We start from the raw sequence: 15,530 nt of genomic DNA on the forward strand, positions 1-15,530 counted from the left end.
GCTCATTTTAACTAATGAAAAAGTATTTATTTTAAGTAACTGAGCTATAATTCTTGCAATTAGTGCTCGTCTCTAATTAACTTAACCTATGGTGAATTTTTGGGTGTGGTTATGTTAGAGCGAGCATGGCAAGTTATTGCAAAACGTCGTTATTTATTAGTACTGGGTGTATTGTTTAGTGTATCGGCTTTTGGTAATACCATTAATTTGGTTATTAAAGATCAGCATGACCAAGTATTGCCTAATGCTGTCGTAGAAATAAATCATTTACCTTCTTCAAAAACTTCAGGCAATTTACCCACAGCGGTAATGGATCAAGTTGATAAACAGTTTTCTCCAGAGTTGCTTATTGTGCACCAAGGTCAGTACGTCGACTTTCCAAATAGCGATAATATTCGCCACCATGTTTATTCTTTTTCAAAAGCTAAACCTTTTCAATTAAAGCTCTATTCTGGCCAGCCAGAAGAACCTATTAAGTTTGATAATCAAGGTGTTGTTGTTCTAGGCTGCAATATTCATGACTCCATGGTGGGCTATATATATGTCGCTAACAGTAGTCATGTGTATACCAGTAACGAGCAAGGCCAGGTAAAGCTGCAAGTAGACACTTTTCCTGTGCAAGCCAGTGTTTGGCATTCACTGCAAACAGCTCCCTTGGATAATAAAAAACAGTTTAATATAGAATCAACCAGCCCGTTATCAATAACTATAAATACATCTACCCCTGCACCACGTAATACCTTTGGCAGTCAATTTAGGGAAGGCAATGGCCAATAATTTACGCAGTCGTATTACAACGCTTTGCGTTGGCTTGGTATTACTCACTACCTTGGTTAGTTTACTGAGCTTTTGGTGGTCTACCAGTAAATTTCAGGCAGAAAAAGTGCAACAAAATATAACGGTTGCGCAAAGCGTTTATAAACAATATTTAAAATCAAAAGAGAGCTTATTATTAACAGCCGCAAAGGTGTTAACCGCTGATTTTGGTTTTAAGCAAGCGGTTGCAACTCGTGATGCCGCCACTATTAGCAGTGTGTTATACAACCACAGTCAACGGATCAATGCGGATCTTATGCTGTTGCTCGATTTATCAGGGCGGTTAGTATCAGCTAATGTTAATGCACAAAATTTTGCCGATAATCTACAGCCCTTAATGGATGAGTTATTAAATAACTCTGAGCAATCGAGCTTTGTGGTGTTAAATAACCAGCTGTACCAAGTGATTTTATTGCCCGTTAAAACTCCCAGAACCATAGCTTACAGTTTGGTCGGATTTAAAATAACATCTGCAGTGGCCACTGAACTAAAAAGCTTAACCGGAATGGAGGTTAGTTTTGTTGCGCAATTAGATGATTTTGCAACAAGCTCGCTAGTATCCCAACCAGATAACTTTCAACCAATAGCGTACTTTACCAATAAAACTACGGCTCGTTTTTTTGCCGAATACTTGGCCTATGAAAACGAACAAATAGCTTTACCCTCTTTACAATCGCATCCGATAACCTTACTGCTTAGCGCAGATTTAACCTCGAGTTATCGCGATATTGAGCAATTATTATTAACGCTGATCACACTCGCTGTTTTAACTATGTTATTTGGTGTGATCACCAGTAGTTTGTTAGCAAATAATTTAACGACAGGACTTTCACAGTTAGCGGTTATTGCCAGACAGTTTGCAAAAGGCGACTACCGCTTTAAATTTGAAGGTAAAAAGCAAAGCAGTGAAATAGAAACGCTCGTGAATGCTTTTAATAACATGGGTAATGATATTAATAAGCGTGAGCAGCAAATAAGTTTTCAAGCACATCACGATACTTTAACAGGGTTTTATAACCGTTCTGCTATGTTAGATTTATTAGCTAAGCGGCTCACTAATGATGCGCGGTACACGCTTGTTGCTATTGATATAAAAGGCTTAAGGCATATAAACGATAAGCTTGGTCCGCAAGTAGGGGATGGATGTTTAATTGCAGTGGCAAACCGTATTCGTCAATTTTCTGATGAGCTAGGTGGTTTTCATGCCCGTATTGGTGGCGATGAATTTTTAACGGTTTACCCTTGTGCAGAGGTTGAGCAGGTAAAATGTGCAGTGGCTGATTTACTCAAGCAATTACAGCTAGCTTACAAGGTTAAAAATTTAAAAATAAGCTTACGTTTTAATGCTGGTATTGTGCAATACCCAGAGCAAGGGACTAAAGCAGACGATTTAATGCGACGTGTACTCATTGCTGTAGATGCAGCTACAACGAGTCAGCAAAGCTTACATTATTATCAAGACGGTGAAGATGAGGCGCATTTAGACCGTTTAATTATGCTTGATGAACTCAAACAAGCAATTGATGATGATAATGGACAATTATTTATGACCTATCAGCCTAAATTGAATATTAAAAGCCAGAAAATTGATAAGGTAGAGTCTCTTATTCGTTGGCAACGAAAAGATGGTGGCTGGGTCTCGCCTGAGGTCTTTATTGATTTAGCCGAGCAGTCAGGGTTAATAGTAGAGCTGACCGCTTGGGTTGTCGAGACTGTGATTGCACAAATAGCCGATTGGTCAAAAAAGGATATTCATTTACAAGCCGCTATTAATGTTTCTGCCCAAGATATTGCTCATTCAGGTTTTCACGCTTCGTTGGTAGCCACCTTAAATAAATACCAAGTAAACCCAAGCTCTGTCACTATTGAACTGACGGAGCGCGATATGATTGAAAATGAAGCCCAAGGTATTAAAGCGTTAGAAGATTTAAAAACTATTGGCGTTAAAATCTCATTAGACGATTACGGTGTCGGACAAACATCATTGGGGCGCTTAAAAATGTTACCTATTGATGAGCTTAAGTTAGATAAATGCTTTATTTTAACCCTGCACGAATCACAAAAAGATCAATACATAGTGCGCTCTTCAATCACACTGGGTCACCAATTGGGGTTTTCTGTTGTGGCTGAAGGGGTAGAAACCGCTGAGTCTTTATCAATGCTTCACGAAATGCAATGCGATCATGCGCAAGGTTACTATTTAAGTCGCCCTTTAAAAGCGCAGCAATTAGAACAATGGTTAGAGGAATATCAGCGTGTACATTAAGTTATTATTCGCCTTGGCACTCTCATTTTGTAGTGCGTTAAGTATGGCTGCTACGGGGAAATTATTAGCAACACCTGGGGTGTCTCAAATTGAAGGCAGTGCAGGGGGCGGATTAGTTCCTTGGGCACAATTAGCAGGATATGCCAGTGAAGACGAATGGGCTGTTAATGGTTTTTGTAGTCGTGCTGATGTTACTGACTACCGTCTTGATGCCTGCGGCATGCAACTAAACCTATTCAATCGTGTTGAGCTCAGTTATGCAGTGCAGCAGTTTGATGTGCCTGCACTCAATACCGAAATAGAGCAGTCAATTTCTGGGGCTAAAATTCGTTTATATGGTGATGTAGTTTACAGTCAGTGGCCACAACTAAGCATGGGTTTACAGCATAAATCACTAGAGGATGGCACAGTAGCAAAGTTAGTTGGCGCAAAAAATACCAGTGGTACAGATGTGTACCTAGCCGCCAGTAAATTACATTTGGGCGCACTTGCTGGGTACAACTGGTTTTGGAATGTGACCACCCGCTACAGTAAAGCCAATCAGCTAGGACTGTTAGGATATGGCGGGGCTAATGAGGGCAGCCATATTTTGCTAGAAGCAAGTAGTGCAGTTTTTGTAAGTCGTGAACTTGCCATTGGTGTTGAATATCGACAAAAAGCCAACAACTTGGGGTTAGGCGAACAAGATTGGCGTGATTTATTTATAGCGTGGATACCAAATAAGCATATGAGTGTGACTGCGGCCTATTTAGATTTAGGGCGGATTGCTGGTGTTGATAATCAAACTGGCTGGTATTTATCGGTTACGGGGTATTGGTAATGAAACTAAGTGTATTTATTTTTTGTTGTTTAAACTTACTTGCAGGGTGTACAACCCAACCCAACACCTCTTTGTATCACCAGCTTGGCGAACAAGCTGGGCTTGAGAAACTAACTGATAGTTTTATTACACAAATAGGTAATGACAAACAAGTGTTTCATTACTTTGAGCACAGTAATATCAGTCATTTTCGACAAGGGTTTATTAGCCATTTATGTTCGCTGGTGGAGGGCCCTTGTGAATATAAAGGTGACTCTATGGTTGCTATTCATACTGGCATGAATATAAACGAAAAAGACTTCAATCACGTTGTCGATTTATTAATAAATGCAATGAACGAGCAAAATATCCCACATACAGTGCAAAATAAAATTTTAGCTAAAATGGCGCCATTGCGTGGCGAAATTATTAAGATTTAATTTTATAATCAAATGCATACATTTAAAAATATGCTTGGTATTACTCACTTGTAATTTTGGCAAGATCCGCAGTTTTATATCGTCTTTGCATATGAATACTCGATCTATGAATTAAATTTCTGATAAATGTACTGCGGTTTGAGTGCGAACCTGCATTAGCGCTTGTTATTTCACTAATAAAGCTTCGATCTTCGGCAATCGGGTAGGGTTTTATGCCAATCATACTTAGCCCTACTTCTGTGTGAAATTGCATATCGACATCTACGGGTCTAAAAAATGGTTTTCTTTGCAGTAGTTTTTTAGCCCCACTTAATGAAATGATGTAGCCTTGAGTGCCATTTGGTGCTTTTTTATAATTACCGACTGTTAGATTATTTTCTAATGGGGCACTGTCAATAAATGGAAAATTTCTGTTGTCAGATAATTTTATTAAATCCCAGTTTTTCAATTTAATTGCCGCATCAACAACATCTTTAAGCGAAGCCTCAATGAAAAGGTCATCCTCTAATACAACACAAAAAGGCATGTTTTCATTAACCATTTTTTGCCAAAGGCGCATATGACTTACATAGCAACCAATTTCACCTGCAGATAGATTGCGATTGTAACGTTTTTTATTTTTTTTCGGGCAATACCACTTGAGGGTTTCTTCTTCACTAAGGTTTTTGCCAATGGTCGCTTCAAAACGTTCAGCATTTAAGTGTAGACTGGTAAGTCGCTTCAGGGTTGTTTCCCAACGGTCTTCGCAGCCTTGCATATTGATAATGTAAAAAGGGATTGGCATAATTTTATTTTATTTAGAAACCTCAAAGCAGCTATTTTAGCATTATTATAATTTGTAACCAGTCTAAATTCTGTTTATAAACAGGCTGTAATAATATATAGCTATTTCATTTCCTCAAATTTGGAAAGACGATGAAAAACATGGTCAGTGCACAATGGTTACATGCTCGCTTAGAGCAAGCTAACCTGGTTATTTTTGATGCGGGTATGTTACGTCCCTCAGCTGCGGGGGAGTACTCACCCGTTGCCATGCTTCCTAAAGCACAACGGTTTGATATCAAAAAAGAACTCGCAGATACCTCAAACCCATTGCCTAATACCTTGTGTAGTGCAGAACAATTTACTCAAGTGATGCAAAAAGCGGGAGTGAATCACGATTCACTTGTGGTGATTTATGAAGATGCAGGGTTATTCAGTGCAGCTAGAGCTTGGTGGATGTTTAAAGCTATGGGGTTTGATAACGTAAAAGTCCTCAGTGGCGGTTTAGCCAAGTGGGTTGAACTCGGGCTTCCGATTGAATCAAACTATACACAAGCATCATTAAAAGGCGATTTTATCGCTCAATACCGGCCTGATTACTTTATTGACAAAAAACAGGTGCTAAGTGCTACTGAGGATGCCAATACAGTTATTTTAGATGCACGCGCTTATGAGCGCTTTACCGGCAAAAGTAGTGAGCCAAGAGCCGGAATGCGCAGCGGCCATATTATTAATAGCTATTCGCTACCTTTAACTAGTCTATTAGAAAATGGCGAGGCAAAATCACTCGACTTTATAAAGGCAAAGTTTAATGAATTAGTTGGTAATGCAACCCACTTACAATTTAGCTGTGGCTCTGGCGTTACTGCCTGTGCGCTTGCGCTGTTTGCCGATGAATGCGGCTATAGTAATTTAAGTGTGTACGATGGCTCGTGGAGTGAATGGGGCGCTGATAACTCACTGCCTATTGCTGTGGGTGGCTAATTTAACTATAAGGGCAATTTTTACAACCATTTTTGCAGCAAGTACCACGCTTTAAAAAATACCACTTACTAAACACCATGTAATTGTTCTGCATGGTGTAATCTAACCCTTCAATTAAATTATCATTACTTCTAAATTGTTTAGCGAAAGCTATTTGGGTTTTAATTGGCTGGGTATATATAGTTTCTAAATAGTAATTAATTTTAGCAAGAGTACATGATCGGCATAAGCAGCTGGTTGCTGTATCATCGAGTGGTAAAATAGCGGGTAACTGATAACACCAACATGTGGTTATATCATTAACATTACAGTTAAGCGTTGTATTACATTGGCTGCAGTTTATCTGGGTCATTTTAGGTCTTATTAACAGTAGAGCAGCAAGAATAACAAACATTATGAATATACAAAAAGCATTGGCTGAATTTATTACTTTTGGTGAGCATAGAGACGAAGCAATCTCAGTAATAGTGTCAAGCTCTGCGCACAATGCTAAGCCACTTTATAAGTTAACGACACCCGTATTGATTGATGTGCTTAAGCGCTGTGTAAGTAATGAAATAGATCTCGATGATCTCGCGCTTTGGGCCAACGTCATTGAATCAAGAGCAGATATAGATAGCGCTGAGCATGAAGGGGTTATTTATGCGCTGAGTAATAGCGAGCAAATGGGCGAGTTTAGCCACAAAAAGCTTGAACAATTATTAGCATTATTAAAGGACTAGATTTAGGCTAACTCAACTCTTTTAGATGCGAGCTTACTGCGGTTTTATGTAACGGATAAATAATACTAAGCCGCATTTAAGTTAAATCCGGCTTAGTATTTTCTGACAACTGACAACTTGTTTACTTATGATAGCTCAAGCAAGTTTCTACTTCGTCTTTAGAGCCTAAAATAACCGCAACACGCTGATGGATGGCATCAGGCTGAATATCCATAATACGCTCAGTGCCTGTTGAAGCAATACCACCTGCTTGCTCTACTAGCATTGCCATTGGGTTTGCTTCATAAAGTAAACGCAGTTTATTAGGCTTATTAGGATCTTTAGTATCAGTTGGGTAAGTAAATAAGCCACCACGGCTAAGTACACGGTGTACATCGCCAACCATTGCAGCAATCCAACGCATATTGAAGTTTTGAGCACGAGGGCCTGTATCTCCGGCAAGTAAATCATTAATGTAGTTTTGCATCGCCGGTTCCCAGTGGCGCTGGTTTGAGGCATTAATTGCAAACTCATTGGTTTTAGCAGGAATAGCGGCAAAATCTTGGGTAAGTAAAAAGCTACCTTGGGTTTTATCTAAGGTAAACATGCGTGTACCTTTACCCGTTGTTAGCGCAAGCATAGTTGATGGGCCATACAGTACGTAACCTGCAGCTACTTGTTGATGCCCAGGTTGCATAAAAATCTTTTCATCAGCAGCATCTGAGCCCACCGGCGCTTTCATAATAGAAAATATAGTGCCTACTAGCGAGTTAATATCGGTGTTTGACGAGCCATCAAGTGGGTCAAATGCAACAATGTACTCAGCATCTGGGTTACCGGCAACGGTATAATCTTCTTCTTCAGAGGCGATTGCTTTAACTGTGCCTGACTCCAGCAATATATCTTTTAATAACTGATTAGACAGTACATCGAGTTTCTTTTGTGTTTCGCCTTGAATGTTTTCATCGAGGGTTGAGCCTAATACGCCCGATAATTCACCTTGACCGACGCGAAATGAAATTTCTTTACATGCCGCTAAAATAGTACGAATTAACGACAAAAGTTCTCTTGAACAGCCATCTTCTAGTAATACTGGTGGGAGTCTACGCATTCTTTTTTCCTGATAACGTGTTAAAACTAATCATAATGTGAGAGAGATTAGTTTAGAGCGCTGAAATTCGTCTTAAATAACTGTATTGTATAAATAACCCCCTATAATGGGATACCTACATCGCATTTAAAACGCTAATAACAAAGATAAGATTATGCAAAAAATATCACGATTAAGTTACATACTCTTTACTGTGCTGCTCTGTATGATAACCCAAGCGCACGCAGCAATTAAGTCTATTGACGAATTTACTGAAAAAATGAACCATTTCCCGGGTTATTTTTCTTTCTTTTACGATACGCAAAACGGCAATGTGTATTTAAAGGTTGATAAACTTGAACAACAATTTTTATTACAACACAGCTTACCTTATGGAGTAGGGTCTAACGATATTGGTTTAGATAGAGGCCAATTAGGCGGTACTTATTTGGTACAGTTTGAGCGCTTTGGCAATAAGGTTATGTTGCGCGCTGTAAATACTTACTACCGTGCAAACACAAGTAATCTAGCAGAGCAGCAAAGCGTTAAAGAAGCGTTTGCATCCAGTATTTTGGCGGGTTTTAAAGTTGTCGCGCAAGATGATAATGCTGCATTAATTGATTACACCCCCTATTTACTAAGCGATGTACATGGCGTAAGCCGTACTTTAGCTGCGCGCAAGCAAGGGCAGTTTAGCCTTGATGAGTCACGCAGTGCGGTATTTATGAATCGCTCAAAAGCATTTGTAAAAAATACTGAACTTGAAGCCATTCTCACCTTTAAAGGGTCTAAACCAGGTGAATATGTGCGCCAAGTGAGTGCTGATCCATACGCGCTAACCGTGCATATGCACCATTCATTAATCAAATTGCCTGATGACAATTACACGCCACGTAAATTCAGCCCGCAATCGGGTTATTGGAGTGTGGAGCATAAAAATTATGCAGCAGGGCTCGATGAGTCTATGTATGTGCGTTACATTCCACGCCATCGGTTAATAAAAAAAGATCCGAGTCTGGCTGTAAGTGAACCGGTCGAACCCATTGTGTATTACTTAGACCCTGGCGTACCTGAACCAGTAAAAACGGCTTTATTAGAAGGCGGGCAATGGTGGAATGATGCCTTTAATGCAGCAGGATATAAAAATGCATTTGAAGTTAAAGTGCTACCAGATAATGCTGATCCTATGGATGTGCGCTACAACGTTATTCAATGGGTGCATCGCGCAACTCGTGGTTGGTCTTATGGCAGTTCAATTATAGACCCACGTACAGGCGAAATTATTAAAGGCCATGTCACACTAGGATCGCTACGAGTACGCCAAGATATTTTAATTGCTGAATCACTGGCAGCGCCTTATTTAAAAGGCAATGAAGTGGCAAGCACTTTACATGCAATGGCACTTGATCGTATTCGTCAACTCAGTGCTCACGAAATTGGTCATACACTGGGTATTGCGCACAACTTTGCTGCGTCAGTAAATAATCGAGCTTCGGTGATGGATTATCCACATCCGTTATTGAGCTTTGCAGATAATGGTCAGTTAGACGTATCTCAAGGTTATGCTAAAGGTATGGGCGCATGGGATACCCAAGTGGTCAAATATGGCTACAGTGATTTTACCGGACAAGATGAAAGCGCAGCACTCGCTGCTATTTTACAGCAAAATAAAGCGCAAGGTTTGGCGTTTATTTCTGACAGTGATGCCCGTGCCAAAGGTGGGGCGCACCCTACAGCGCACCTTTGGGATAACGGCAGTAATCCAAGTGAAGAATTACTTAGAGTGCTTGATGTACGAAAGCAGGCGCTTGGGCAGTTTGGTATTAATAATATAAAAACTGGGGTTGCGCTATCGCAATTGGAAGAAAAGCTAGTACCACTTTATTTGTTCCACCGTTATCAAGTTGAAGCGGTTGCTAAGCTTATCGCGGGCGTTGATTATGACTATGAGATACGCAGTGATGCACCCGTTAAAGGCGCCCAAGTTGTAACTAAAGAGGCTCAACAACAAGCGGTTAATGCCATTTTAGTGACCCTAAAAGCAAGCAACTTAACGCTTCCAGAGTCGATACTTTCCTTAATCGTACCTAAAGCGTATGGCGAGTCTAAATCACGAGAAAGTATAGTGGGGCGTACCGGCTTAACTATGGATGCACTTGCATTACCTGAAGTCGCTGCGCAGCATAGCTTATCGCTATTACTTAATGCTCAACGATTAAATCGTTTAGCACAGCAACAAGCACGTGATAACCGCTTTTATGGCTTAGATGAGCTGCTTAAACAATTATATAAGCAGGTGTTTAATGTATCAGCGCCTGCCACTATGACAGGAAAAGTAACGCAACGAGTACAGTACTTAACGGCAAAAACTATGGCTGATCTTGTCGCTAGCCAAACACTAAGTCCAGAGGTGCAAGCGCAACTGCATTTTTACCTAAATAAACTAGCGGATGAGTTTAATCAACACTCTTTACTGAGCCATCCTGAAGTAGGTGACAGCGCATTTAAAGACTATTTAGCGGCGCAAATTAATCAGTTTTTAACAACAGGCCAGTGGCCTGATAACTTTAAAGCGTTACCCATACCACCAGGCTCACCTATTTAATAGTACAAGCCAGAGGATAAAGGCGCTGTATAAACGTTACGTTTCATGGTGCCTTGTTTTTAGGGTGTTACTTTTGCTTGCATAAAGTTGGTTTTTTGTTAATCTAGCCACCCCCTATTTTAGTCTTTTTGAGGTGTTTATGGCGTTTTTATCTCGTTCGATATTGGCGTTATCAATGGCACTTTTAAGCTGCAATGCAATCGCACAAAAGCAATGTGATGTTGAACTTCGTCATGGTTTAATTATTACCGATGATGTGATCCGTATTGTTGATAAAGGCCAAACTAGGGTGCAAATTAACAATAATAATCAACTGTTTATTCGAGGCTACTGGGTCGATTTAAGTACCGACGAAAGTAAAGTGCTAGAACAATTTAGCAATGGTATTCGTCAAACGGTTCCTGAGCTAGTCGATTTAGCGACTGATGGTGTAAACCTGGGACTCAGTGCTATTGAGCATGTTGTTGAGGGCATGTCAGATAAAGAACCCGAAGTACTAAAAACGCAATTACAATATGTAGAGCGTGCACTTATGGATAAGTTTAAGCGTGGCGACGACTTCTTTTTTATAGCCCCTCAATCGCTTTCCCAAATTGATGATTTTTTTACTAAAGAAATTAGCCAAAAAATACACTCTGCAGTACATGGCTCTTTGGGTGCTATTTTAATGTCGCTCGGGGATGCGTTTAAATCTCGAGAAGGCAATATAGAAGACCGCATGAACGACATGGGGCAACGCATGGATATCATTACCAAAGAAATCGATAAGTCGTTGCAGAAAAAAGCCCACCAATTAGAACTTAAAGCTTCTGAATACTGTGAATGCTTAAATTCTCTAGATATTACTGAGTCTCGTCTGCAAGCGATTGTACCCGGAATGACAGACTTTGATTTAGTACAAATTAAATCGTAAGAGCAGGTTTTAGACGCCAGGTTTCAGAAAGGGCTGCGGTCAGTTTGAAGCTGTTTTCCTAATACCTAAACAGCCTTACAGTTTTATCTCTGCGGCGGTTAGTGGGCGGTATTCACCTGCAGCCAGATCTTCACCTAACTTTATACCCGCAATTTGTTCACGATGTAATTCAACTACCTTGTTATCTACCGCTGCTAGCATACGTTTTACTTGGTGATACTTACCCTCAGAAATAGACAAGCGTAAACCATAATTCCCTAAGCGCTCAGCAATAGCCGGGCGAGTTAAATCTTTTTCATTGTGAAGCTGCACACCGTCGCGTAATTGCTGCAGTGCAGCATCGGTAATCGGCTCTTGAGTTTCAACCAAGTAGGTTTTAAATTTATTCTTTTTAGGCGAGGTAATTTTGTGTGACCAGTCGCCATCGTTAGTAATAAGCACTAGGCCTGTCGTGTCTATGTCTAAACGCCCAGCAACATGGAAATCGCTCAAATTTGGCTCATCGAGTAAGTCAAATACGGTTTTGTGTAACTCATCCGAATTAGCGCACACATAACCTACCGGCTTATTGAGCATAAAGTAGCGTTTACCTAAAAAAACTAATGGCTCGTCATAAAACAGCACGTCATCTTGTTGGCTAACTTGAAAGTCGAATGCAGTGATCACCTCACCATTTACGGTTGCCGCCTGACTTTTTATTGCCGCACGGGCTTTTGAGCGCGGTAATTCTGCTAAATGGCTAATAAATTTATCTAAACGGCAAGGAAATTTCATGTTGTTCACATTTTTAGTCGGCTACAATGGCCGCGAGTATAGCGGATAGTGAAATACCATGACAGAGCCCAGCACAGAAATTTTAAGCCTGTACCACCGCAAAGTTTCATCAGGAGAGCTTGTTTTTGATGCGGCGCAGCACCAAGCCGTGAGTGCGTTACAGTCTTTGAGTGAGCAATTAAATCAGCCAACAAGCTGGTGGCAAAAAGCACGGTTAATCAAAGGGGTATATTTATACGGTCCTGTTGGCCGAGGTAAATCTATGCTAATGGATTTATTTTATAAAAACTTACCCACAGAAAAAAAGCAGCGCCTGCATTTTCATCACTTTATTGAAAAAATTCATGCTCAATTGGCCAAGTTACAAGGGGATAAAAATCCGCTACAAATAATAGCTAAACAGTGGGCCAAAGAGATAAAGGTACTGTGCTTTGATGAGTTTTTTGTTAGTGATATTGGTGATGCCATGATCATGGCTCGGTTATTTAACGCTTTGTTTGAACAAGGCGTGGTACTAGTCGCAACCTCTAACGCAAAACCCGAGCAACTTTATTACAACGGTTTGCAACGCGCGCGATTTTTACCAACTATCGATTTAATAAATGCGCATTGTCATGTAATTAACGTAGCGGGGGAGGAAGACCACCGCTTCAGGTACGGTAGAAGCAGTCGTCATTATTTTATTAACTTGCCCCACGCGGAATTTGAGGCTGGGTTTTTATCCGCATACCCTCAAGCAACGCGTGATAATACAATGACTGTGCATGGTCGAGCACTTCCCTATTTATTAAAAACTAACGATGCACTACTGATTGATTTTATGGCACTGTGCGCAGGTCCTCGCAGCGCCAATGACTATATGTTTTTAGCAGAACAGTTTTCGGTAGTATATATCGCGAATGTGCCAATAATGGGCAAAGAAGCAACCGGTAAGGTTATTGTGCATGGTATAGAAGATAGCTATCAGCGAGAAAAGCAGCAATTGGATGAGCATACGCTCGATGATGAAGCACGGCGTTTTATTGCCTTAGTCGATGAGTTTTACGATTGCCACAAATTACTAGTAATTAATGCCCAGGCCGACATAAACGAGTTATACCAAGGTAAAAAGTTATGTTTTGAATATGCGCGAACCCAGTCACGGATTGTAGAAATGCAAAATTGGTAAGTACAACATTAAAACACCGTATTTAATTTAAATGCGGTGTTTTAATTTTAAGCTGATAACTTAAAGAAGCCTTTATGACTTATATCCATTTGGATTATTTGATTGCCAGCGCCAAGTATCTTGCATCATGACATCAATACCACGCTCTGCTTGCCAACCTAGTTCACTAAGGGCTTTTTCTGGCGCAGCATAACAGGCTGCAATATCACCTGGGCGACGAGGTGACACCGCATAAGGGATTGCTTGGTCGCTAGCCTTAATAAACGCATTGACCATTTGTAATACTGAATAGCCGTTACCTGTACCAAGGTTATAAACAAGCGCACCGGTTTCTGCGGCTATTTTATCAAGTGCTTTTAAATGCCCTAGGGCTAAATCTACAACGTGAATGTAATCACGAACGCCAGTACCATCAACCGTATCATAATCGTCGCCAAATACAGCAAGTTGTTTTAATTTGCCAACCGCAACTTGTGAAATGAAAGGCAATAAATTATTAGGAATACCATTAGGGTCTTCACCAATCAAACCTGACTCATGTGCACCAACAGGATTAAAGTAGCGCAAAATAGCAAACGCGAAGCGCTCATCTGATTTAGCGATATCTTGCAACATCATTTCAACCATTAGTTTAGACGTACCATATGGATTGGTTGTACCGCCAACGGGGAAGTCTTCGCGTATTGGTAAGCTTGCTGGGTCGCCGTATACAGTGGCGGATGAGCTAAATACCAGTTTGAATACACCTGCATCACGCATAGCATCAACCAGTGTTAGTGTACCTTGTACATTATTTTGATAATACTCAATGGGTTTTACGACCGATTCTCCCACGGCTTTTAGGCCAGCAAAATGAATAACACTTTCAATGGTATGCTTGGCAAATACCGAGTCTAAAAAGGGTTTATCTAAAATATCACCTTGATAAAAAGTAATTGCTTTGTCAGTTATTTTTTTCACTCTTTCAAGTGACTCTTCAGAGGAGTTACTTAAGTTATCAATCACGATAACGTCGCTGCCTTGCTGTAAAAGTTCTAAAACGGTGTGTGAGCCAATATAGCCTGCGCCACCGGTTACTAAAATTGCCATGAATGCTCCTTGGAAACCTCTGTTCAATTAAGTTAATTTCACCATAAATACTGAGCTTTTACATGTATTATTTTGTTTGTTTTGCAATCGTAACATCGCAAGCTGTACTTTTGATTACATTTTGTGCAATTTTAATAACACCGCAGTAGAAAGATTAAGTTATAGTTCATATGTAATTGCTAAAGTAAGGTATAGCAATTTGTAAAATATTTAGTTGATTATAATGATCAGCATACTCGTTGGAGAAACGTATGAACTCAGTTAAAAAAATAGCAATGTTGATATTTATTGCACTACCGAGTGTTGTTTGCGCGGGTGAGGCACAAGTGAAATGGCATGACTTTAATGATTATCGCGATGTACGCCCATCAAACCAAACTAAAGGCTCATACCACAAGCAAATTGCCAAAAATATTGATGAGCACTTTGCAAAGCTCAGTGAGCAGCTTCCTAAAAATTATAGTTTAAAAATTGAAGTAACCGATTTAGATTTAGCTGGTGACGTGCGCTATGGCGGTGTTAACGAAATTCGGGTGGTTAAACCCATTCACTTTCCACGGATTGAATTTAACTATGTGCTTAGTAATGAAAGTGGTGTTGTTGCACAAGAAGACAACGTGAGCTTAAAAGATATGGGCTTTATGGATAAAATTAAAATAGGTCGAGACGAAGCATTTTACTATGAAAAACGCTTATTAACAGAGTGGTTTGGTGAGCAAATTTTACCGCGTATCTAGCTAATAATGCAAAGCATCTACTTTGGTAGATGCTTTGCAAAGAAGTCGCTCATTTTTATTTAAAGGTCGCTAACAGCGTTAGTAAATTTTGTAGTTTAATAACCGCTTTTTTTAGTTTTTCTTCATCCAAACCGTCGCTCGATAAGCTTTCTACATCAGCGGCAACGTCTAACACGTAAGGCTTAAAACGTTTAGCTTCGAAACTAAATCCAGCGTCCTCGGCAAATAAGGCTTTAAATTTTCCGTGACCTTGCTGTTGTAACTCATCGAGTTTTTTGTCAGCGTCAAGTGCCTGACGGTAAACAATTTTTAAGTTGGCGTTGAGTTGTTCAATTATAGAATCCATGGTTTTCCTAAAGCTTAGTGCAATGTTGCCGATAAATACT

Annotated in this window: 16 protein-coding genes; 10 read left to right on the plus strand and 6 right to left on the minus strand. The window is 40.1% G+C overall.

Annotated elements, in window-relative coordinates; translation table 11 throughout:
* Positions 1-111: 111 nt before the first annotated feature.
* Genes PTET_RS01680 through PTET_RS01695 form a run of 4 tightly spaced genes read left to right on the plus strand, consistent with a single transcriptional unit; the run spans position 112 to position 4,321 of the window.
* Positions 112-777 (plus strand): methylamine utilization protein, encoded by a 666-nt coding sequence (locus PTET_RS01680; RefSeq protein ID WP_096038899.1) that lies wholly within the window; start codon positions 112-114, stop codon positions 775-777.
* Positions 767-3,082, plus strand: a complete 2,316-nt coding sequence (locus tag PTET_RS01685; RefSeq protein WP_096038107.1) for a bifunctional diguanylate cyclase/phosphodiesterase — start codon at positions 767-769, stop codon at positions 3,080-3,082. The genes PTET_RS01680 and PTET_RS01685 overlap by 11 nt, the downstream gene beginning before the upstream one ends.
* Positions 3,072-3,902, plus strand: a complete 831-nt coding sequence (locus PTET_RS01690; RefSeq protein ID WP_096038108.1) for a DUF3034 family protein — start codon at positions 3,072-3,074, stop codon at positions 3,900-3,902. The genes PTET_RS01685 and PTET_RS01690 overlap by 11 nt, the downstream gene beginning before the upstream one ends.
* Positions 3,902-4,321, plus strand: coding sequence for a group I truncated hemoglobin (locus PTET_RS01695; protein ID WP_013463939.1), 420 nt, complete (start codon positions 3,902-3,904; stop codon positions 4,319-4,321). The genes PTET_RS01690 and PTET_RS01695 overlap by 1 nt, the downstream gene beginning before the upstream one ends.
* A gap of 40 nt (positions 4,322-4,361) precedes the next feature.
* On the opposite strand, the gene PTET_RS01700 is transcribed toward PTET_RS01695, so the two are convergent.
* Positions 4,362-5,105: a glycosyltransferase family 25 protein gene (locus PTET_RS01700; RefSeq protein ID WP_096038109.1), complete on the minus strand. Its 744-nt coding sequence runs from the start codon at positions 5,103-5,105 to the stop codon at positions 4,362-4,364.
* A 131-nt stretch (positions 5,106-5,236) separates the two neighbouring features.
* Here PTET_RS01700 and PTET_RS01705 point away from each other — a divergent pair, with 131 nt between their 5' ends.
* Positions 5,237-6,067, plus strand: coding sequence for a sulfurtransferase (locus PTET_RS01705; RefSeq protein ID WP_013463942.1), 831 nt, complete (start codon positions 5,237-5,239; stop codon positions 6,065-6,067).
* A 1-nt stretch (position 6,068) separates the two neighbouring features.
* On the opposite strand, the gene PTET_RS01710 is transcribed toward PTET_RS01705, so the two are convergent.
* Positions 6,069-6,419, minus strand: coding sequence for a DUF5522 domain-containing protein (locus tag PTET_RS01710; RefSeq protein ID WP_013463943.1), 351 nt, complete (start codon positions 6,417-6,419; stop codon positions 6,069-6,071).
* A gap of 43 nt (positions 6,420-6,462) precedes the next feature.
* Between PTET_RS01710 and PTET_RS01715 the strand changes: the two genes are divergently transcribed.
* Positions 6,463-6,789, plus strand: a complete 327-nt coding sequence (locus PTET_RS01715) for a hypothetical protein (RefSeq protein ID WP_013463944.1) — start codon at positions 6,463-6,465, stop codon at positions 6,787-6,789.
* Positions 6,790-6,910: 121 nt separating this feature from the next.
* On the opposite strand, the gene PTET_RS01720 is transcribed toward PTET_RS01715, so the two are convergent.
* Positions 6,911-7,879 (minus strand): class 1 fructose-bisphosphatase, encoded by a 969-nt coding sequence (locus PTET_RS01720; protein ID WP_008115459.1) that lies wholly within the window; start codon positions 7,877-7,879, stop codon positions 6,911-6,913.
* 154 nt (positions 7,880-8,033) lie between these two features.
* Between PTET_RS01720 and PTET_RS01725 the strand changes: the two genes are divergently transcribed.
* Both PTET_RS01725 and PTET_RS01730 read left to right on the plus strand, forming a co-directional pair.
* Positions 8,034-10,463, plus strand: a complete 2,430-nt coding sequence (locus PTET_RS01725) for a zinc-dependent metalloprotease (protein ID WP_013463945.1) — start codon at positions 8,034-8,036, stop codon at positions 10,461-10,463.
* A gap of 139 nt (positions 10,464-10,602) precedes the next feature.
* Positions 10,603-11,376, plus strand: a complete 774-nt coding sequence (locus PTET_RS01730) for a YggN family protein (RefSeq protein ID WP_008115461.1) — start codon at positions 10,603-10,605, stop codon at positions 11,374-11,376.
* 75 nt (positions 11,377-11,451) lie between these two features.
* Here the strand turns inward: PTET_RS01730 and rsuA are convergent, their stop codons facing one another.
* Complete coding sequence (gene rsuA, locus PTET_RS01735) at positions 11,452-12,150, minus strand: 16S rRNA pseudouridine(516) synthase RsuA (protein ID WP_013463946.1); 699 nt, start codon at positions 12,148-12,150, stop codon at positions 11,452-11,454.
* A 58-nt stretch (positions 12,151-12,208) separates the two neighbouring features.
* On the opposite strand from rsuA, the gene zapE reads away from it, so the two are divergent.
* Positions 12,209-13,318: a cell division protein ZapE gene (zapE, locus tag PTET_RS01740; RefSeq protein WP_013463947.1), complete on the plus strand. Its 1,110-nt coding sequence runs from the start codon at positions 12,209-12,211 to the stop codon at positions 13,316-13,318.
* A 72-nt stretch (positions 13,319-13,390) separates the two neighbouring features.
* Here zapE and galE read toward each other — a convergent pair whose 3' ends face one another.
* The gene (gene galE, locus PTET_RS01745) at positions 13,391-14,407 is read right to left on the minus strand and encodes a UDP-glucose 4-epimerase GalE (protein ID WP_013463948.1); all 1,017 of its coding nucleotides are present in this window, start codon (positions 14,405-14,407) and stop codon (positions 13,391-13,393) included.
* Positions 14,408-14,658: 251 nt separating this feature from the next.
* Between galE and PTET_RS01750 the strand changes: the two genes are divergently transcribed.
* Positions 14,659-15,144, plus strand: coding sequence for a DUF3016 domain-containing protein (locus PTET_RS01750; protein ID WP_013463949.1), 486 nt, complete (start codon positions 14,659-14,661; stop codon positions 15,142-15,144).
* A 55-nt stretch (positions 15,145-15,199) separates the two neighbouring features.
* On the opposite strand, the gene PTET_RS01755 is transcribed toward PTET_RS01750, so the two are convergent.
* The gene (locus PTET_RS01755; protein WP_013463950.1) at positions 15,200-15,490 is read right to left on the minus strand and encodes a hypothetical protein; all 291 of its coding nucleotides are present in this window, start codon (positions 15,488-15,490) and stop codon (positions 15,200-15,202) included.
* Positions 15,491-15,530 lie beyond the last annotated feature (40 nt).

Origin of the sequence: Pseudoalteromonas tetraodonis (assembly GCF_002310835.1) — a bacterium.
GTDB classification, from domain to species: Bacteria; Pseudomonadota; Gammaproteobacteria; order Enterobacterales; family Alteromonadaceae; genus Pseudoalteromonas; species Pseudoalteromonas tetraodonis.